Annotated in this window: 21 protein-coding genes and 1 other annotated feature (1 of these 22 cut by a window edge); of the genes, 14 read left to right on the forward strand and 7 right to left on the reverse strand. The window is 36.7% G+C overall.

Annotated features, from left to right (window positions below):
- Positions 1-71: a binding site (T-box leader), on the forward strand; it begins 144 nt to the left of the window's first position.
- Between the two features lie 191 nt (positions 72-262).
- The 5 genes from tyrS (at position 263) to AB1I62_RS02730 (ending at position 8,106) form a co-directional block, all read left to right on the forward strand.
- Positions 263-1,519 (forward strand): tyrosine--tRNA ligase, encoded by a 1,257-nt coding sequence (gene tyrS, locus AB1I62_RS02710; RefSeq protein ID WP_002355444.1) that lies wholly within the window; start codon positions 263-265, stop codon positions 1,517-1,519.
- Positions 1,520-1,817: 298 nt separating this feature from the next.
- Entirely contained in the window at positions 1,818-3,680 is a 1,863-nt protein-coding gene (gene tdc, locus AB1I62_RS02715; protein WP_002355450.1) for a tyrosine decarboxylase, read from the forward strand.
- A 202-nt stretch (positions 3,681-3,882) separates the two neighbouring features.
- The gene (gene tyrP / locus AB1I62_RS02720) at positions 3,883-5,301 is read left to right on the forward strand and encodes a tyrosine-tyramine antiporter (RefSeq protein ID WP_002355453.1); all 1,419 of its coding nucleotides are present in this window, start codon (positions 3,883-3,885) and stop codon (positions 5,299-5,301) included.
- A 124-nt stretch (positions 5,302-5,425) separates the two neighbouring features.
- Complete coding sequence (gene nhaC, locus AB1I62_RS02725) at positions 5,426-6,832, forward strand: Na+/H+ antiporter NhaC (protein ID WP_202564417.1); 1,407 nt, start codon at positions 5,426-5,428, stop codon at positions 6,830-6,832.
- A 356-nt stretch (positions 6,833-7,188) separates the two neighbouring features.
- Entirely contained in the window at positions 7,189-8,106 is a 918-nt protein-coding gene (locus AB1I62_RS02730; RefSeq protein WP_048955686.1) for a hypothetical protein, read from the forward strand.
- Positions 8,107-8,157: 51 nt separating this feature from the next.
- On the opposite strand, the gene AB1I62_RS02735 is transcribed toward AB1I62_RS02730, so the two are convergent.
- From AB1I62_RS02735 to AB1I62_RS02745, 3 genes are all read right to left on the reverse strand, one after another.
- On the reverse strand, positions 8,158-8,607 hold the full coding sequence (locus tag AB1I62_RS02735) for a YehR family protein (protein WP_002355456.1): 450 nt from the start codon (positions 8,605-8,607) through the stop codon (positions 8,158-8,160).
- A gap of 138 nt (positions 8,608-8,745) precedes the next feature.
- The gene (locus AB1I62_RS02740; RefSeq protein ID WP_010710809.1) at positions 8,746-9,252 is read right to left on the reverse strand and encodes a phosphatidylglycerophosphatase A; all 507 of its coding nucleotides are present in this window, start codon (positions 9,250-9,252) and stop codon (positions 8,746-8,748) included.
- A gap of 131 nt (positions 9,253-9,383) precedes the next feature.
- On the reverse strand, positions 9,384-10,337 hold the full coding sequence (locus AB1I62_RS02745; protein WP_048955688.1) for an L-lactate dehydrogenase: 954 nt from the start codon (positions 10,335-10,337) through the stop codon (positions 9,384-9,386).
- Positions 10,338-10,504: 167 nt separating this feature from the next.
- On the opposite strand from AB1I62_RS02745, the gene AB1I62_RS02750 reads away from it, so the two are divergent.
- Together AB1I62_RS02750 and AB1I62_RS02755 are read left to right on the forward strand one after the other, a co-directional pair.
- Positions 10,505-10,867 (forward strand): DUF4809 family protein, encoded by a 363-nt coding sequence (locus tag AB1I62_RS02750; RefSeq protein WP_033594540.1) that lies wholly within the window; start codon positions 10,505-10,507, stop codon positions 10,865-10,867.
- A gap of 15 nt (positions 10,868-10,882) precedes the next feature.
- A complete protein-coding gene (locus tag AB1I62_RS02755) occupies positions 10,883-11,293 on the forward strand; it encodes a DUF4809 family protein (protein ID WP_002370887.1) in 411 nt (136 codons plus the stop codon).
- Between the two features lie 46 nt (positions 11,294-11,339).
- On the opposite strand, the gene AB1I62_RS02760 is transcribed toward AB1I62_RS02755, so the two are convergent.
- Positions 11,340-12,167 carry a LysR family transcriptional regulator gene (locus tag AB1I62_RS02760; protein ID WP_002355461.1) on the reverse strand — a complete coding sequence of 276 codons (828 nt, stop codon included), beginning with the start codon at positions 12,165-12,167 and terminating at the stop codon, positions 11,340-11,342.
- Between the two features lie 141 nt (positions 12,168-12,308).
- Here AB1I62_RS02760 and AB1I62_RS02765 point away from each other — a divergent pair, with 141 nt between their 5' ends.
- Positions 12,309-13,277 (forward strand): TDT family transporter, encoded by a 969-nt coding sequence (locus AB1I62_RS02765; RefSeq protein WP_002355462.1) that lies wholly within the window; start codon positions 12,309-12,311, stop codon positions 13,275-13,277.
- A 20-nt stretch (positions 13,278-13,297) separates the two neighbouring features.
- Complete coding sequence (locus AB1I62_RS02770; protein WP_104859410.1) at positions 13,298-14,257, forward strand: GDP-mannose 4,6-dehydratase; 960 nt, start codon at positions 13,298-13,300, stop codon at positions 14,255-14,257.
- A gap of 13 nt (positions 14,258-14,270) precedes the next feature.
- Here the strand turns inward: AB1I62_RS02770 and AB1I62_RS02775 are convergent, their stop codons facing one another.
- Positions 14,271-14,618, reverse strand: a complete 348-nt coding sequence (locus AB1I62_RS02775) for a helix-turn-helix domain-containing protein (protein WP_002355464.1) — start codon at positions 14,616-14,618, stop codon at positions 14,271-14,273.
- A 111-nt stretch (positions 14,619-14,729) separates the two neighbouring features.
- Between AB1I62_RS02775 and AB1I62_RS02780 the strand changes: the two genes are divergently transcribed.
- Positions 14,730-15,347, forward strand: coding sequence for a nitroreductase family protein (locus tag AB1I62_RS02780; protein ID WP_002355466.1), 618 nt, complete (start codon positions 14,730-14,732; stop codon positions 15,345-15,347).
- A gap of 186 nt (positions 15,348-15,533) precedes the next feature.
- Positions 15,534-16,547 (forward strand): lipoate--protein ligase, encoded by a 1,014-nt coding sequence (locus tag AB1I62_RS02785; protein ID WP_002389569.1) that lies wholly within the window; start codon positions 15,534-15,536, stop codon positions 16,545-16,547.
- A gap of 70 nt (positions 16,548-16,617) precedes the next feature.
- On the opposite strand, the gene AB1I62_RS02790 is transcribed toward AB1I62_RS02785, so the two are convergent.
- Together AB1I62_RS02790 and AB1I62_RS02795 are read right to left on the reverse strand one after the other, a co-directional pair.
- A complete protein-coding gene (locus tag AB1I62_RS02790) occupies positions 16,618-17,472 on the reverse strand; it encodes a M48 family metallopeptidase (protein WP_002392656.1) in 855 nt (284 codons plus the stop codon).
- Positions 17,473-17,654: 182 nt separating this feature from the next.
- The gene (locus AB1I62_RS02795; RefSeq protein WP_002355470.1) at positions 17,655-17,990 is read right to left on the reverse strand and encodes a hypothetical protein; all 336 of its coding nucleotides are present in this window, start codon (positions 17,988-17,990) and stop codon (positions 17,655-17,657) included.
- 115 nt (positions 17,991-18,105) lie between these two features.
- Between AB1I62_RS02795 and AB1I62_RS02800 the strand changes: the two genes are divergently transcribed.
- From AB1I62_RS02800 to AB1I62_RS02810, 3 genes are all read left to right on the forward strand, one after another.
- Positions 18,106-18,390, forward strand: coding sequence for a hypothetical protein (locus AB1I62_RS02800; RefSeq protein ID WP_002366136.1), 285 nt, complete (start codon positions 18,106-18,108; stop codon positions 18,388-18,390).
- A 4-nt stretch (positions 18,391-18,394) separates the two neighbouring features.
- The gene (locus tag AB1I62_RS02805; RefSeq protein WP_002361227.1) at positions 18,395-19,330 is read left to right on the forward strand and encodes a LacI family DNA-binding transcriptional regulator; all 936 of its coding nucleotides are present in this window, start codon (positions 18,395-18,397) and stop codon (positions 19,328-19,330) included.
- Between the two features lie 170 nt (positions 19,331-19,500).
- Positions 19,501-20,097 carry a nitroreductase family protein gene (locus AB1I62_RS02810; protein ID WP_002355475.1) on the forward strand — a complete coding sequence of 199 codons (597 nt, stop codon included), beginning with the start codon at positions 19,501-19,503 and terminating at the stop codon, positions 20,095-20,097.
- Positions 20,098-20,104 lie beyond the last annotated feature (7 nt).

Below are 20,104 nucleotides of genomic sequence, written 5' to 3' on the forward strand. Positions count from 1 at the left end.
GGTATATAGTATTTTAAATAAACTAAACTATGTATAAATTTGGGTGGTACCACGAGAAATTCGTCCCTAAGTCGTTTCGACGGCTTAGGGATTTTTTGTATTCTTTTTTTGAATACGTGGCAGACCAAAGAAAATTTCGTGAACCCGTGTATACATAGAAATAAACACGGAATATCGTGTAAAAACAAGTGTGTTAATCGTTTGTTTCGTTAAATGAACGATTTCCTATAAAGAGATAATTATAAATATGGAGGGTGATAACATGAATATCATTGACGAGCTAGCATGGCGTGATGCAATCAATCAACAAACAAACGAAGAAGGACTAAGAGAACTTACAGAAAATACGAGCATTTCGCTATATTGCGGTGTCGATCCAACTGGAGATAGCATGCATATTGGACATTTAATTCCTTTTATGATGATGAAACGATTCCAATTAGCAGGTCATCACCCATACATTTTAATTGGTGGCGGAACTGGAACAATTGGTGACCCAAGTGGACGAACAACCGAACGTGTCTTACAAACGATGGAAGCTGTGCAACATAATGTGGACAGTCTTTCAAACCAAATGAAAAAATTATTTGGTAAAGATGCTGAGGTAACAATGGTGAACAACTACGATTGGTTATCAGAACTATCTTTATTAGATTTTTTAAGAGATTACGGGAAAAACTTTAATGTCAACACGATGTTGGCAAAAGACATTGTCGCTAGTCGTTTAGAAAGTGGCATTTCCTTTACAGAATTCACATACCAAATTCTTCAATCAATTGACTTTTACACATTGCATAAAAAACATAATATTCAATTGCAAATTGGTGGCGCTGATCAATGGGGCAATATCACTGCAGGATTAGATTTGATTCGTAAAAAAGAAGGACCAGAAGCCAAAGTATTCGGGTTAACCATTCCTTTAATGCTAAAAGCAGATGGTACAAAATTTGGGAAAACAGCGGGTGGCGCTATCTGGTTAGATCCTAAGAAAACCTCACCATTTGAATTCTACCAATTCTGGTTAAACCAAGATGATCGTGATGTCATCAAATACTTGAAATTCTTTACTTTCTTAGATAAAGAAGAAATCGATGCGTTAGCTGAAAAAGTTGAAAAAGAACCAGGTAAACGTGAAGCACAAAGACGCTTAGCTGAAGAAGTGACACGATTTGTTCACGATGATGCAGCTTTAGAAGAAGCGCAAAAAATTTCAGAAGCTCTTTTCTCAGGCAACATTAAAGACTTAACGATTGAGGAAATTGAGCAAGGGTTAGAACATGTGCCAACTGTTGAAATTACCAAAGATGCTAAAAACATCGTAGATTGGTTAGTTGACACAGAAATCGAACCATCAAAACGTCAAGCTCGCGAAGATGTGAGCGGAGGAGCTATAAGTATTAACGGTGACCGAGTTACCGATTTAGATTTTGCAGTCGATCCAACACAACATTTCGATGGAAAATTCGTTGTTGTACGGAAAGGGAAGAAAAATTACTTTTTAGCAAAAGTAATGGATTAGAAATTGATAATAATTTCACGAAGAGAAGACGTGTGATTATTTGATCAAAGTTAAAATTCTATTTCTCCTTACAGGTAGTGGTGAAACCGTTAATACACCTAATAAGAGTGGGATTGTACACACAATCCCACTCTTATTTTTTTATATAATGGTTCTGACAAGACACCTTGTGAAAAAATTATAAAATTAAAGAGCTATGATAACCATTGTTATTTTTCTTCTTTACACTTTAGCCGTTTGGGTGTAAGTTGTGAATGCAAAATCTAATTCATTAAAATTTGTAAGGAGGAATTTTCGTATGAAAAACGAAAAATTAGCAAAAGGCGAAATGAACCTTAATGCACTATTCATTGGGGACAAAGCCGAAAACGGACAATTATATAAAGACTTGTTGATCGACTTAGTAGATGAACATTTAGGATGGCGTCAAAACTACATGCCACAAGACATGCCAGTTATCTCTTCTCAAGAACGCACATCTGAAAGCTACGAAAAAACTGTCAACCATATGAAAGATGTATTGAATGAAATCTCTTCTCGCATGCGTACACATTCAGTTCCATGGCATACAGCAGGTAGATATTGGGGACATATGAACTCAGAAACATTAATGCCTTCTCTATTAGCTTACAACTTTGCAATGCTATGGAACGGGAACAACGTTGCCTATGAATCTTCTCCAGCAACTTCTCAAATGGAAGAAGAAGTAGGACATGAATTTGCTCACTTAATGAGCTACAAAAATGGTTGGGGACACATCGTTGCTGATGGTTCTTTAGCTAACTTAGAAGGCTTATGGTATGCCCGTAACATTAAATCATTACCATTTGCTATGAAAGAAGTAAAACCAGAATTAGTTGCTGGCAAATCAGATTGGGAACTATTGAACATGCCAACAAAAGAAATTATGGACTTATTAGAATCAGCTGAAGATGAAATTGATGAAATCAAAGCTCATTCAGCTCGTTCAGGTAAACATTTACAAGCAATCGGTAAATGGTTAGTCCCACAAACTAAACACTATTCTTGGTTAAAAGCTGCTGATATTATCGGTATCGGTTTAGATCAAGTTATCCCAGTACCAGTTGACCATAACTACCGTATGGATATCAACGAATTAGAAAAAATCGTTCGTGGCTTAGCAGAAGAACAAATTCCAGTGCTAGGTGTTGTCGGTGTAGTTGGTTCTACTGAAGAAGGTGCCGTTGACTCAATCGATAAAATTATTGCTTTACGCGATGAATTAATGAAAGACGGTATTTACTATTATGTACACGTTGATGCTGCTTATGGTGGTTATGGACGTGCCATCTTCTTAGACGAAGACAACAACTTCATCCCTTACGAAGATTTACAAGATGTTCACGAAGAATACGGTGTCTTCAAAGAGAAAAAAGAACACATTTCAAGAGAAGTGTATGATGCATATAAAGCAATCGAATTAGCAGAATCAGTAACAATTGACCCTCATAAAATGGGTTATATCCCTTATTCAGCTGGTGGTATCGTTATCCAAGATATCCGTATGCGCGACGTTATTTCTTACTTCGCAACTTACGTATTTGAAAAAGGTGCCGATATTCCTGCGTTACTAGGTGCTTATATCCTTGAAGGTTCAAAAGCTGGTGCAACAGCTGCTTCTGTATGGGCTGCACACCACGTTTTACCTTTAAACGTTGCAGGTTATGGTAAATTAATTGGTGCTTCAATTGAAGGATCACATCATTTCTATAACTTCTTGAATGATTTAACATTCAAAGTTGGCGACAAAGAAATCGAAGTCCACACATTAACTCATCCAGACTTCAACATGGTTGACTATGTGTTTAAAGAAAAAGGCAACGATGATTTAGTAGCAATGAACAAATTAAACCATGATGTATATGACTATGCATCATACGTTAAAGGAAATATTTACAACAACGAATTCATTACTTCACATACTGACTTTGCTATTCCAGATTATGGCAACAGCCCATTAAAATTTGTAAACAGCTTAGGATTTAGTGACGAAGAATGGAACCGTGCAGGTAAAGTAACTGTGTTACGTGCTGCTGTAATGACTCCATACATGAACGATAAAGAAGAATTTGATGTTTACGCTCCTAAGATTCAAGCTGCTTTACAAGAAAAATTAGAACAAATTTACGACGTAAAATAATTGAATCTTAAACGGAAAAAAGAAATGGTAACCGAACGAGGGAACGTTGGTCTGGTTGATTTATTCAAGAGATAAATCAACCAGACGGCTAACCTCTTAACCAATTCTTTGTCTGGGTAAGAGGCAGTCGAATGACTGTTTTACTCAGCGTATAACAGTCATTCATGCTCCTTATCCAAAATCTTATAAGGAGTGTACAAAATTGGATAAACAACAAGTTAAAAAAATTGAATTAGGTACTTTTATCGGTTTAACAATGGCATTGTGTGCAACTGTACGTAGTATCCCAACACTTGCTGCTGTTGGTTGGACATTAATTTCTTACACAATTTTCGCGGTCTTATTCTTTGCTGGTCCAATCGCATTGATATCTGGTGAATTATCTACGATGCTTCCTCAAGAAGGTGGCCCTCAACTTTGGGTTAAAACTGCCTTAGGTAGCAAATGGGGTTTTGTTGTCGCTTGGTTACTATGGGTGCAAATGTTCCCAGGAATGGTAATGGTTGCTTCTACATTAGGCCCTTTGCTAGGTAATACATTTGGTAATGTTCACTTAGGTGAAAATCATTGGTTCGTATTAGGTTGTATCTTAGTGATTTACTGGATTATTACAATCTTGAACTTGAAATTTGACATGGCGAAAGTTGGCGGAAATATTGGTGTTTGGCTAGGTGTTTACATCCCAGTATTAGTTATGTTTGTTTTAGGTCTTCTTTCAATGATTAAAGTAGGCTTAACACCTGGCGGCTATTTAGGTGCCTTCTCTTGGTCAAAAGTTTTACCAAACTTAGAAAATATGGACACATTTAAATATCTAGCAGGGATTGCGTTTATCTTTGTTGGGATTGAAATGTCTTCTGTTTATATTCCTCGTTTGAAAGATGCAACAAAAAATTATACAAAAGGCGTTTTCATTTCATTAATTGGTTTAGTTTTATTAAACGTTATTAATGCAATGTTTGTTGCTAATATTGTTCCAAATGGCAAAATGGAATTGTCTAACATTACACAACCAATTTTGCTTTATTGTGACGTTTTAGGTTTACCAACAATTATTGGTAATATCTTTAGTTTCATGGTCTTCTTAGGTGTGTTATTACAATTATCTGCTTGGGTTACTGGACCATCAAAAACAATTATTCAAGTTGCTCGTGATGGCTTATTGCCACCAAAATTTGGTTTCCATCGCGAAAATAAATATGGCGTTTCTCGTAACGTTGTGTTAACACAATCTGTGGTTATCTCATTATTCGCTTTACTTTATGGGGTAATGGATGATGTCAACGCTGTATTCTTAACTTTAACAAATGCAACAACAATTATTTATAGTATTGTGTATGTATTGATTGCGATTTCCCTAATTAAATTACGTAAATCTCAACCAGATACACTACGTCCTTACCGAATTGGTAAAAAAGGTAATGGCTTAGCTTATTTAGTGGCAGCAATGTTAATTTTTAGTGTTATCATTGTTATTTTCGCCACATTAGGTACAACAACCGTGACTGATGCAGTCTTAGTTGCATTAATCACTATTGTTATGTTTGTGATTCCGTTAATCATTAATCGCTTTAAAAAAGCAAGTTGGGCAACGGAAGTAAAAGAAGATTTAGGTGAATAAAAAGGCTAGCAATTATTTTGCTGAGTGCCTCTTCACCTGATGACTATAGTAAATTGTCGTTTGGAAACTGAAGCAAGTTCGATTATTGCTTCAGTTTTCGCTTTCCATAAAAGGAGGTTTTCATATGAAATCAACGAAACCCACTGTTTCGTTCGCTGAAAGTTTAGGCATTTTGATTGCCTTGTTAGCGATTCTCGGGTACTTAATTATTGGTCAAAAATTAACCCCTCACATACCGATTCTTTTTGTATTCATGTTGTTGTTGCTTTATGGCAAATGGAAAGGATTTTCTTGGGATGAAATCCACGAAGGCATTGTGGAAGGGATTAAACCAGGGATCATTCCGATTATTATTTTCTTGCTGATAGGTGTCTTAGTTGCTACTTGGATCTTATCTGGGACGATTCCAACAATTATGGTCTATGGTTTTAAAATTATCTCAGTGAAGTTCTTCTTACCAACCGTTTTTGTGGTCTGTGCACTAGTTGGTGTGACGGTAGGGAGCTCCTTTACGACTGTTTCAACTATGGGGATTGCCTTTCTAGGTATTGGACATATTCTTGGATTCGACAATGCGATGACAGCTGGCGCAGTTGTTTCAGGTGCCTTTTTAGGGAACAACATTTCACCGTTATCTGATACAACAAACTTAGCTGCTGGAATTGGTGGCGTGAACCTTTTTGAACATATACTAAACATGATGTACACTGTTGTTCCGGCGTTTATTATTTCGATTGTCGGCTATATCTTCTTGGGGCATCAATCTGGTTCGGCGGATTTACAATCGGTTGATGCAATGGTCCAAACGTTACATCAAGGATTCTGGATTTCACCGATTACATTGTTGCCAGTAGCGGTTTTATTCTTATTCGCCTGGAAAAAGGTACCGGCTATTCCAACGTTACTAGTCGGCTCTACAGTGGCGGTCATCTTAGCTTTTATAAATGATCATCACCTAAGTTTAGCGAAAGTTTCTACCATCTTAATGAGTGGTTATGTGGCAGATACAGGGGACCAAAGTATTGATACACTTTTATCTCGTGGTGGGATTGAAAGCATGTTAGGTTCTGCTGCGTTGATTATTTTGGCATTAGGTTTGGGCGGCTTGTTGATTAAGTTTAACATCGTGGCTACTTTAATTGATAAAATTAAAGGCTATGTGAATAATCCAGCCAAATTAATCGCTTTAACTGCCTTAAGTTCTGTGGGAATTAACTTACTAGTTGGCGAACAATATTTGTCAATTATTTTACCAGGGGAAACATTTAAATCCTCATTTACTCGTTTAGGTATTGATAAAAAATATTTAACTCGTACTTTGGCAGATGCTGGGGCGGCAGTCAACTCGTTAATTCCTTGGGGAGTTAGTGGTACCTTCATTATGGGAACGTTAAAAGTTGGTGCACTAGAATACTTACCATATGCCTTTTTCCCATTGCTTTGTCCTATTATCACTGTCATTTTGGGGATATTCTTAAAAAAACAACAAGGGGAAAACAAAAAAGCACCAGGGACTAACGTTGAATTGTGAGTTTTTTCAGATAATTAAACAATTGGTTACGATTGAACCTCAGTGTATCTACTGATTGGTTCAATCGTTTTTTCGTCACAGATTTTTTACAATTCTTCATATAATCTTTGAAGCTCCTTAAAGGCAATTTAATTATTCTAAGTTATGATACAAAGGATCAATCAAATAGGTGGATGAACGTGGTGTTAAACTCATAGAGACTAACAGTAGTTTATTCTTGCTCAATGTTGAGGTGTAGGTTCGAATCCTACCGTCCACTTTCTGTTATTTAAACCAACTTAGAACGAAACACAAACAAGTGACGGATACACATGATTAAGGTACAATAAGGGTAGGGAAAACAAGGAGGAATTCTTATGAAAAAGATAGGGCTTATTTCTAGTGCTTTTCTTTTAACCCTTGCTTTAGCAGCATGTGGCGGCGGAAAAAGTACAGAAAATACGGATAGTCGTTCCAGTGCTGCGGAAAGTACCACAGTCGAGAGTACAAAAGCATCTGTTACAAAAGAATCAAGTAGCAAAGCAGCAACGAAATCTAGTGATGCGAAACCGTCAGGAACAACGACAGCTGATTCGAAAGCAACAGCTTCTTCTACGAAGGAAGCGGCAAATAATGGCTCAGCAGAGAAGCAATCATCAGCGAAAAATGCGAATCCAGATGACCAAGCCAACCAAGTGCTTAACCAGCTAGCAAACATGTTTTCTGGTCAAGGCTTACCGCAGGCAATTTTAACGAGTCAAACGAATAACTTTTTAACTGCAGCGACAACATCACAAGCGGATCAAAACAATTTCCGTGTTTTATATTATGCAGAAAAAGAAGCGATTCCAGTTAATGATGCACGTGTTAATCAGTTAACGCCAATTAGTTCTTTTGAGAAAAAAACATATGGCTCTGATGCCGAAGCAAAAAATGCAGTGAACCAAATCATTGATAATGGCGGTCAACCAGTAGATTTAGGTTACAATATCACTGGTTATAAACAAGGGGCGGCAGGTTCTAGTTACTTATCTTGGCAAGAAGGCAATTGGAGTTTAGTCGTACGGGCCTCAAATATCAATGGTGAATCGCCTGATGATTTAGCGAAAAATGTTGTCAATATTTTGGAACAAGAAACATTACCAGCACCGAATACCGTTGGTCAAATCACGCTGAACGTGGCAGGAACCACTGACTATAATCGCAACTCAGTAGTTTGGCAAGCCGGTACAGTCGTTTACTCTGTTCATCATTTTGACCCAATTCAAGCAGTGAAGATGGCAACATCGATGTAATTAATAAAAAGAAAGCGTGCGACAATGCCCATTGTCAAACGCTTTCTTTTATTATTTTTGTTCTGTATAACCTTGTGACTCCACCAATTCTTGGCTTTTCTTCATGCTGATTCCCTTAGAAGAATCTCCATCAATCTGGATACCATCCACTTTTTTGGCTTTATCATAATCAAGTTTTTCATAATTAATCGTCAATTTTTCGATGGCTTGTTTGTCCTCATAGGTCAGTTTGTAATCAAGCCCTTTGATGTCCTCATATTGTTTAGAAACGGGTTCCAACGCTGTTTTTGCCTCTTCTTTTGTAATCCCCAATTTGTCATAAGAAACAATGTTTTTAGCCGTTTGCGTTAAGACTTTATCTCCTTGGTACGTATAGGTTAAGGTGGAATCAATCCCATCTTGTGGCGAACCTACAAAGGTTTTTGTCTCTATTTTTGAACCGCAACTTGCAAGAAAAAATACCCCAATAAAAATTAAAAATACGCGTAAAAACTTTTTCATTTCTAGATAACCTCCTTTAGCTGTTTATTCTTGACTGTAACATAACATGGCAAATAATTACTGTTAAGTAGAAAGCTTGTGAGAAGTCCAGCAAATAAAAAACTTGCCTCTTCTCATAAAAATGAAGAGGCAAGTTTTTTATTTAGTAATATCACTTAAATCTGGTTGTGAGTGAGCCAACCGACTGGCAGCCGCAGCCGCAATTGCGCCCACGATATCATCCAAGAATGTGTGGACATGTTCGCCATCATGCGCATTTAACTCTTTTAAAATGCCTGGTTTTACCTTGTCGATATACCCATAGTTCGTAAAACCGATAGATCCATAAACATTTACAATGGAGAGCGCCATAATTTCATCAATGCCATAAAGCCCTTCATCTTCCGTTAAAATTTCTTGTAACGGTGAGAGTAGCTTGTTTTCTTCCGCCAGAATATCCAGTTGGACACCTGTAATAATCGCGTTGTGTACTTCACGCTTTGTTAAGACGGCATCAATACTTTCTAAACAAGTATCTAATGTTAAATTATCAATATAATCTTTTTGTAAAAATAACACAAGTTCAGCTAAATCATTCATTGTTACGCCACGTTCTTGCAATAAACGACGTGCGCTATTTTCTAACGTATCTCCTTGGATTACCATTTTTTGTCCTCCTAATTTCTGCTTTAGTTAAAGTTCTTCTTTCATGGTACCAAAAAGAACGATAAAGGGGAATTAGAATCTATTTTGGTAGAGAATAATTTAGTTGAAGTGTTATTTTTAGTTAAAAATTACTAAGCGTTCGGTTGTAACGATGCCATCACTTGTTTTAATTGTGTCACTGATTTTTGGAAGAGTTCTTTTTCAGCGGCATTCAGATTCAATTCAATAATGTCAGTCACACCTTGATTGCCAATGACTGCAGGAATCCCTGTAAATACATCTTGTTGCCCATATTGCCCATCTAAGTAAGCTGAGACAGGTAAAATAGCTTGTTCATTATTTAAAATGGCTTTAACAATGCGTGCAGTACTCATACCAATCCCATAATAGGTCGCTTGTTTGCGATCGATAATTTCATAAGCTGTATTTTTCACTTTATCAGAAATGATTGGTAAATCGTCACTAGTTAAGCGCTCTGTCGTATCCACAATTTCTAAAATAGGTTTGGTACCAATCATGGTATGAGACCAGACAGCCACTTCAGAATCCCCGTGTTCGCCAATAATATAGCCGTGAACATTGCGTGGATCAATCGCTAAACGTTGAGACAGTTCTTTGCGGAAACGAGTTGTGTCCAAAGTTGTACCAGTTCCAATTACTCTTGAAACAGGTAAACCAGAAGCTTGCCAAGCCACATAAGTCAGTACATCGACAGGATTTGAGGCAATCACTAAAATTCCATCAAAACCAGATTTCATGATATTGTTAACAATTGTTTTCATAATTTCTGCATTGATTGAAACCAAATCTAGACGACTTTGCCCAGGTTTTTGATTAGCACCAGCTGTAATCACGACGATATCGGCATCTTGGCAGTCTTGATAGTCGCCAGCCCAGACGTTTACATTTTCTTGACCCCAAGACACACCATCTAATAAGTCAATTGCTTCGCCTTCAGATTTGGCTTTGTCAATATCAACTAAGATTAATTCATTCGCAATCCCTTGGTTGATCATGGAATAGGCGATACTTGTGCCAACAAAACCAGTACCAATAATTGCGACTTTTTTGTTAAATACTTTCATCGTTCATCTCTTCTTTCTGTAATATTTCTTTCTTAGTGAATTATATCACGAACTTTTTAGGTGTGGTTATACCAATCTGTAATAGTCTTTATTAACAATTTAAATAAGGGAAGCGTGCTTTTTTTGTTATGATAAGAGTAGGAAAATAGAGGAGATAAGGAGGCAAAATGACAACGACAACAGTGTATTATGCAAGCAATAATGAAAAACAGCCGAACCGTTTTCAACTAGTTATCGGTAGCTGTAGCTATGAACTTCCAAAAATAGAAATCTACGAAATTCTGGAATGTATCGCTTCAGCATATGGCTATCAAAAAGAACCATTCATTGAAGAACAAACAGAATGTTTTGTTAAAGGCAACCGTTGTATACATGTTTCCCAACAAGCGACGACGTTGACTTTTGTTGTGAATGATCTGCGTTTAGTAATGGAAAAACAATGCCGAAATCACGAAGAAGTCTTTCAAGAAGTCAATCATATTTTATTGAATATTTTTGAGGAGACCCCTTGTGTTTTTCTCGAAAAGTAGGAAAGAAGGATTAAGATGAAACAGGTGAAAATAACAACTACCTCAGACTTGATTAATGGCGGCTGCAATGCCTGTCCGAATGTGAAGTGTACGAATTATCTTGTTCATGTAGAAGATGAAACAATTGCGTTAGAAACGCTAACCGTTGCAGATTTAGTAACTTTATTAGCACTCAAAGAAGGGTTTCGTCAAAAATTAGTTATGGAAATGTTCGAAGAATATACGATGTTTGAAAGGGAAACTCATCAAGTTGTATTTAAGGAAGAGGAGACGAGAATTCTTTTTCAATCAAAAAAACAGACCATTCAAAGCACTCTTTTGTCTAAAGAGCCACAACAAGTGTTCCAAGAAACCCAGCAAATTTTACACCAACTATTTGAGTTAGAACCTTTTGAATTTGAATTGGTAGAAGAAACTGATGAATAAAAAACAGGAAAACGATTTAGCGAAAGCTAAGTCGTTCTCCTGTTTTTTAGGCTTGTCGTTCACGAATTTTTTCAACGATTCGGTTATAAACTTCAGAGAAGGAAGTATTGGCATGGTGATCGGTCTGGACAATGAAAATTTTTCGAGAAGCAAAGGACTGATCAATTGGTTGCCAGGGGATCTCATCGGAAATAGATAATCGAGAAACAATTGATTGCCCAATGTTATTTTTTAGTAATTGTAACAGGACTTCGTTGTTGTTTAATTCGATAATTGGTAAGTTGATGCTGTGTTCGTTGAGATAAAGCTCATTGAAAAAACGTAAGCCAGAGTTCTTTTCTCTTAAGAGCCAAAATTTTGAAGCGGCATCTCCTGCTAGAACTAGTTGGTCTTCATAAACAATTTCTTTGTGTAGATTTTTGGTTTCAATGGGTTTTTCAATTAGTCCAATGTGGGCATGATTATTTTGAACCATATCCACGACTTCGTTTGAATTCATCAGTTGAATTGAAAAGTTGATGAGTGGAAAAGCGGTAACCAAACTCTCCATAATATCTGGCAATAAATAAATAGCAACTGTATTTGAAGAGGCTATAATGCAGTCTTCTTTAAAATTCTCTTTTTCTGCAGCTTGCGCAAAAGAAGTAGTTAAGCTTTCAATAATCGAGAGCATTTTTGGATATAAAAAATCAGCTTCTTTGGTAGGAATAACCGATTGTTTTCCATTACGATAGAACAGCTTGATCGAAAAGTGTTGCTCTAATTTCTTGATTTGCAAAGAAACAGTTGGCTGAGAAATATACAATTGTTTGGCCGCCGCACTAAAATTTTTGGTTTCATACACAGCAATAAATGTTTTGATCCATTCGAACATAAAATCGCCTCTTTCTATTTACTATCTTAATAGTTGGTATTGAAAATATTTATTTTACAAATATAAATATTTCATTTAGTATAATAACATACTTTTGATTAATATCAATAATAATAAATAAAGACGGAGTGTGACTACATAATGGTAGAAAGTGCGAAAAAATTCTTGCGGAAAGTCCCGATTCCCATTTGCGGACTAATTTTAGGGATGGTTTCTTTGGGGAATTTACTTTATTCCTTGGGATATGCAACAATTGGGACCATTTATTGTGTACTTGGCAGTCTCTTAATGATTTTAGTTATTTTAAAAATTATTTTTACAATGAAACATGCATTAAGCACCTTAGATGATCCAATTATTGCTTCGGTATCACCAACATTTACAATGGCTTTAATGGTTATCTGTGTTTTCTTAGATCGGATATTTACCAATGCTGCTTGGATTAACGTGTTGTGGATTGGCGCAGTGATTTTACATTTTATTTTAATGATTTATTTTGTAGCGGTGCATATTTTTCCAACAAAAATCGAACTGGAACATATTTATCCAAGCTGGTTTATTACGTTTGTCGGCATTGGCGTTATTCCTAATACTTCTCAATTGTTTATCAATGAGTTGGGAAAAATTGTTTTTTGGGTAGCGTTGTTCTTTTATTTACTCTTGTTACCAATTTTAATCAAGAGAATTACGAAGTCGAAAGAAATGCCTGAATCGACCATTCCTTTATTGACGATTATGACAGCGCCAGGTTCGTTATGTTTAGCTGGCTATATTTCAATGGGTGGTCATTTGTATATGCCATTAGTTGTTTTCTTGCTAATTTTATCTCAATGTATTTATGGGATTGTAGTTGTGAATCTATATAAAATTATGCAAGTGACATTCTATCCAAGTTATGCTGCCTTTACATTCCCATTAGTGATTTCTGCGACAGCATTAGTCAAAGTTAAACCTTTATTTGCAGAAAAGGTAGGCCTAACGAGTCTGTTAAATATTTTGTCTACTTTTGAACTCTTATTAGCTGTGGCTATTGTAAGTTATGTGTTCATTCGATATTGCATTTTTTTATTCCAAAGAGAAAATAACACGAAAAAAGTGGAATTAAATTAAAAAAGAGAGGAAGCAAAGAGGTGAAGAAACTATTAATTACTGGAGGAGCTGGCTTTATTGGTTCTAATTTGGCTAATTTTTATAGTCAACAGTATCAAGTTTTTGTGATTGATGATTTGTCCATGGGGCGAGTGTCAAATTTGCAACAAACTGAGCAGTTGGTTTTTATTAAAGGAAGTGTGACGGATCAGCAATTATTGGACGAAGTACTTTCAAAGCATTCGTTTGAGTATATCTTTCATCTTGCGGCCGTGGCAAGCGTGGCAAGTTCTGTGGCACAGCCTCTAGAGACACATGAGGTCAATTTTTTAAGTGTATTGAAAATACTGGAATCAATAAAAAAATATCAAAAAAAGCTCAAACGTTTTGTTTTTGCTTCGTCAGCAGCCGTTTACGGTGCAGAGCCAACGTTGCCTAAAAGAGAAACTTCGGTGATTTGCCCTTTGAGTCCCTATGCTATTGATAAGTTTGCTGCTGAACGTTATGTTCTCAATGAATACCATTTACATGGGGTACCCACGAGTGCAGTTCGCTTCTTTAACGTCTATGGTCCCAATCAAAATCCTTCTTCACCCTATTCTGGTGTCCTGTCCATTTTGATGGATCGTTATATCCAATTAGAGCAAGGGCAAGCGAGCCAATTTCAAATATTTGGAGATGGTCAGCAAACACGTGACTTTATCTACATTGAGGATGTCCTAACTGCATTAAATTTAGTAGCAACCAAAAGTGAAGCGTTGGGACATGTTTATAATGTGGGTACCGAAGTTGCCATTTCCCTTAATCAATTAATTGAAGAAATGAACCAATTAGTGGGACTTTCTTTGCCAGTTTCTTATCAAAAGGAACGAGATGGCGATATAAAATATTCTCTTTCAGATAGTTCTGCTTTGAAAGGCTTAGGTTTTTCGCCCGTTTATTCAATTCGAGAAGGACTTCAAAAATATCTTAAGTTTACCCATAATACCCAAAATAGATAAAAAAAGACGAGACTTATTTGTTAAGTCTCGCCTTTTTTTGTGCAAATGTTTCGCCCCAATGGCAAAGTGAAGAGAGGGCATCGTAAAGAGCATATCCTTCCGGAGTGAGCGTATATTCCACACGCGGGGGCAGTTCGTTAAAGGATTCTCGATGGACTAGGCCATCTTTTTCCATTTCTCTCAAGCGATCTGTCAGGACGCGCTGAGTGATTCCGTCGAGCGCACGCATCAATTCACCGTTGCGCTTGGTTCCTTGGAATAATTCATCCATTAATGATAATTTCCATTTGCCGTTAATGGTGGAAAGGGCTAAGTTGATACTGGTTTGTTTATCAGTTGTCATAGTTTCTCCTTGTGACACGTAATGGTTACTTTTTTCTTCCTAGGTGAATAAAAAGTGCGTACTTTTTTTCTCCATCATAGTGAGTAATAATAACTATGTCAAGTAAGGTAAGAGGAAGGAAGAAGAAATATGATGTATCAAGATGTTGTTCGCAGCCGCCGCTCAGTTCGGGATTTTATGCCAGATGTTGAGATTCCTAAAGAGGAATTAATGGCCATAATTGAGGAAGCGATGTTCGCGCCAAATAGTACCAATTTAAATTCATGGCGTTTTTTAATTGTCACAGAAAAAGAACAAAAAGAGGCCCTTTACGAAGTTTCGATGCAACAACCAGCAGTTAAAGGGGCAGCGGCGGTGATTATTTTATTAGGTGATTTGACTGCTTATACAGTGGCCAATGCAGATGAAATCAGTGCTAAAGCTGTCGCACAAGGAACGATGACGGAAGAAATTCGTCAAGGAATTAATGAAAATGTTTCTTGGTACTATGATGTTAGCGAAGAACAAAAAAGAGAGTGGCTAATGTTAGACCAAGGCTTAGTTGCAATGCAGCTGATGCTTTCTGCAAAAGATCGAGGCTATGATACTGTGGCGATGTCTGGGTTTGAAACGGAAGCTGTTCGCAAGTTATTTAATATTGAGGATCATTTAGTGAACGGACTGATTATTCCGATTGGCAAAGCTCAAACACCCGGCTTTGAAACAGTCCGACGAGATGTTTCAGAAGTAGTAACTTGGTTAGATTAAAAAGCTAAACAGTTCTGCAATTGCTGTTTATTAGATTTTGAGCGTGGAACAAACATCCAAAGTGATTGTTGTCCCACGTTCTTTTTTTGTTGATCATCCGCTTTTGAGAATGGCCAGAGAAGACGTTTAGTGAACCAATTTTGAAAGAAAGTGATACACTAGAAGAAAAAGAAGTGGGGCGACCTTATGCGTTATGTCATAATGCAGTCACGAGATATTCGTGAAAATTTAGCAACGGAAGATTATCTATTAAACACTCTCTCTTTTGAAGAGCCCTTAGTATTGTTTTATATTCAGGAACCCTGTGTTATTTTAGGCCGAAATCAAAATGCTTATGAAGAAATTGACTTAGCTTATGCTAGAGAGAAGGGAATCGTTATTACTCGCCGTTTATCGGGCGGTGGTGCTGTTTATGATGATCTCGGGAATGTCAGCTTTAGTTTTGTTGTTCAGGAAGGACACCAAGCTTTTGGGGATTTTAAAGCGTTCACTAAACCAATTATTGAAGCATTACATAAAATGGGCGCAACGGGGGCCGAGATTAGCGGTCGCAATGATTTATTAATTGATGGGAAAAAATTTTCTGGCAATGCCATGTATACAAAAAAGGGGAAGATGTATACTCATGGTACCTTGATGTATGATGTTGATTTGGCAGAAGTTCAACGTGTTTTAACTGTTTCTAAGAAAAAAATTGAATCAAAAGGGACAAAATCTGTTCGGGGACGCGTAACCAATTTACGGCCGTACTTAGACGAAAAATATCAACAATTAACCATTGAGGAATTTCGCAATCGTTTACTGATGGAGCTCTTTGATGTCGAATCTCTAACTGAAATTGCGGAGAAAGAATATGTCCTAACCAAAGCAGATCAGCAGGAAATTAGGAAATTGGTCGCTGAAGTGTATGGCAATGAAGCTTGGATTTTTGGTGAAGCGCCTAAATTTACGATCAAAAAAGAAGAAAAGTTTAAAGGCGGCATTGTGGATGCACGTTTGACTGTTGAAAAAGGTAAAATAATTGAGTTAACGATTTATGGTGATTACTTTGCCAAAAAAGAAACAGCGGAAATCGTTGCAGCTTTATTAGGTGTGGACTATCAGTATTCATCAATTTGGCAAGCATTAGCAGCGTTTAACTTTGAAGACTACTTTGTAAATATCACCAAAGAAGAATTTGTTCATTTATTGGTGGATTAATAAACGTGCTGGGACAAAAGTTAAAGAATCTTTTGTCCCAGCACGTTTATTTAATGATGGTTGGCTCTTGCTAGAAAAATTTTCCATGAACATCCCAATTGCCAGTATCTTTGGCTTTTTTCAATGTTTGCATTCGACGGAAGCCAACAGGATGATCGGATAAGAAGTTACTCAATTTAAGCCAGATGGTATCATCATGTAAATCAATACTGTGAAAGTATTCTTCTAAATCCACACGACTGCCCATGTATTTTCCTGAAAATAAATAAATCATGCTTAAAGCACCTTCTTCGGCGTAGTATAAACCTGCGCGATCAGCGGTATATTCTTGCGTTCTTGTAAAACTTTTATCTAACGCAACTGGTTTCAAAATAATGGATAACATTAGTCGCCATAAATTAGTGTGCCCACATTTATGGTGTCCTAGCTCGTGTGCCAAAATAAAGCGAATCAGCGAAAAATCGCCTGTATTGTACGCGATATCCAACAAATCACTGTGAATGACAACATAGCGTCTGTGTAAAGAGCATTTTGCCGCAAAAGCGTTTAAGACACCATTCCCGTTGATTAAATAAAGACGTGGCATCCTTAATTTTTTAGTGCCAAAGCCCATTTCTTTTGCCAAATCAATATACAAGGAATAAATTTCTGGTAACTGATTTTCTGTAATTTCCACTCCGTTAGAAGCAGTATCCATGTACATATAACGAATGGTAAAAAAAGCAATGACTGGCGCAATTGGTGCAATTAAGACAATTAATAACCAGTCAGGAATCGGCAAATCACTCAATATCAATAAAGCAACTAACCCCAATGCTAAAAACAATAAAACAAAACCAATGATAATCATTGGTACTTCAAAACGATAACGTAACTTAGCAACAGAAATTTCTTTCTTTTTTTCCTGCGGTTGACACATAAACATTCCTCCCAAAACATTTCCCAAACACTTTTTCAAATAAAATGACTTATCTGTTACTTCTAATATACCATTGGTTAATCGATAATGACAATGGTGGGAACTTGAATAAAGGTAATTATATCAAGTGATTAATGAAAGGGACTCGTTGTACGCGGGGAATTGGTCTATCTTGATTAAATAAAATTTTAATAATCTAACTGTTTTAGACGTAATAAAGTAGTTTCTGGAGTTAATTTTTTAATAACATACAAACGCAAAATCGCATGTTCAATTTTTTGTTCTTCTGGCGATAGCTCCGAATTTATATAGGATAACTTCTCGATTAAATAGGTTAAAAATGAGCCAGCACCTTGGCTGCCCACTAAAAAGCCCATTTCTTCCGTTTCGGTTAATTGTTGTTTTTTTAAGTGGTAAATTTCTTGTGCAAGTGCCCCCGAGATAATGATTTCATCTGTTTGCTTGTTCAAATTTGTTAGTAAGTCGCTTTTTGTTGCTACTGTAACAGTTTCCATTGCACTCATCCTTTGCTTTTATATGATACATCTAGTATAACATGGTCTCACTTTTTTTTATTTTTCCTCTTGCTCTGGTACGCGTTTCATAAGGTAAGCTAGGTGTATCAAAATATTGGAGGGCATGAAAATGAATGTTATAGTGGAGATAAGCGATAGACTTGGTATGGATTACTATTTTGTCTCGGTGACTACGACGGCCAAAAGTCTGCAGTTAAATAGTCCCAAAAAATACTATAAGATTTGGCATCAAGAAATTCCGTACCATCAGATAACGGAGTGGCACTTGACACAGCAGGAGGATATTCAGGAAATTTCTTTTGCTTGGCAGGAGACCTTTTATCGTTTTGTTGATTACGGGACAGGGATTGTGCCTTATTTAACTCAATTTTGTAAAGTAATGAGGTGAAAGTATGACAACAATTCGAGAAATTGCGCGCCTTTCAGGATCTTCAGTTACGACTGTTTCGCGTGTGATTAATCATCATCCTTATGTTTCTGAAGAAAAACGACTGAAAATCCAAGCAATTATCGATGAGTTGGGCTATAAGCCCAATATATTAGCGAGAAATCTTAGCTTTGGGAAAAGTAATACATTAGGTGTCATGGTTCCTTATACGAATCAACCTTATTTTGATGCTATTTTAAGTGGGATTATCCACCAAGCATTTCAACAAGGGATGATGGTCAGTTTATTACCAACGGATTATGATAAAGAAGTTGAAAAAAGTTACTTGGAAAAAATGGCGACGGGTGCGTTTGATGGCATGATTGTTTTGTCAAAGGCAAATCCTTTAAGTGTGTTTGCTCCGTATAAAGAGCAAGTTGTTTTTTGTGAAAAAATAGAAGACCCTAGTTATGCTAGTATCTATATCGATCGTTTAACCGTTTACCGGCGGGTCTTTCAAGCGTTGAAACAACAAGGATGTAGTGAAGTGGCAATTACGATTAACCGTGCACCAGAAAAAAGTACAAGCGCACGCTATTTAGTTGACGCATATCAGGAAATTTATGGAGCGATTCCTGAAAATCGGTTATTTAAGGACTGTTTAACCTATGAAGATGGGTGTGAAGTAGGACGTCACTGTGGGCAAGATCCAACGCTCCAAGCGGTTGTGACCAACGGTGATGAAATTGCCGCAGGGATTCAAGCCGTTATTGAAAGACCACTCTTTTTAGTGGGACAGGAGCAAACTTTATTAAGTGAAATTTTAAATTTTTCAACAATCTGTCATCCATTAATGGAGTTAGGGGAAAAAGCCACACACTTATTTCAAGAAAAACGGCCGAAAACGATTCAATTGACTTCTACATTTATTAATCGACAACCAGATTTTTCTTTTTCTTAGAAAAAAGCTGGTTGTTTTTTCTTTGGTAGAATAAGGTTTTTCACTAAAAAATAAAAAAACTTACAAAAAGTAAGGCAAAAAGCTTTACTTACTTTTAGTAAGGTAGTATAGTAAGCATGTAAACAAAATTAAATGAATTTACTGAGGAAATTCGAAAGGATGAACATATTATGTCAAAATTTACTGAAATGATGAAAAACCGTCGTTCAATCTATGCTTTAGGAGAAAACTTACCAATTTCAAAAGAAGAAGTAACTGCTTTAGTAAAAGAAGTTGTTAGAGAAAGTCCAACAGCTTTTAACTCTCAAACACAACGCGTGGTGTTCTTATTCGGCGATGCTCACAAAAAATTATGGGCAATGACTGAAGATGCCTTAAAACCATTAACTCCAGCAGAAGCATTTCCAAACACACAAGCTAAATTACAAGGTTTTGCAGCTGGTGCGGGCACAATTTTATTCTTTGAAGATACAGATATCGTGAAAAACTTACAAGATAGCTTCCCATTATATGCGGATAACTTCCCTGTTTGGTCTGAACAAGCAACTGGTTTAACACAAGCAAACGTTTGGACTGCCTTAGCGCAAGAAAATATTGGCGCAAACTTACAACACTACAACCCGGTCATTGACGAAGCGGTTGCTGCAGAATGGTCAATTCCTGCAAACTGGAATTTACGTGCACAAATGGTCATTGGTTCCATTGAAGCGCCAGCTGGCGAAAAAGAATACATGGAAGATAGTGCTCGTTTTAAAGAATTCAACTAAATCATTG

This window comes from Enterococcus sp. AN402 (genome assembly GCF_040719405.1).
Taxonomy (GTDB): Bacteria; Bacillota; Bacilli; order Lactobacillales; family Enterococcaceae; genus Enterococcus; species Enterococcus faecalis.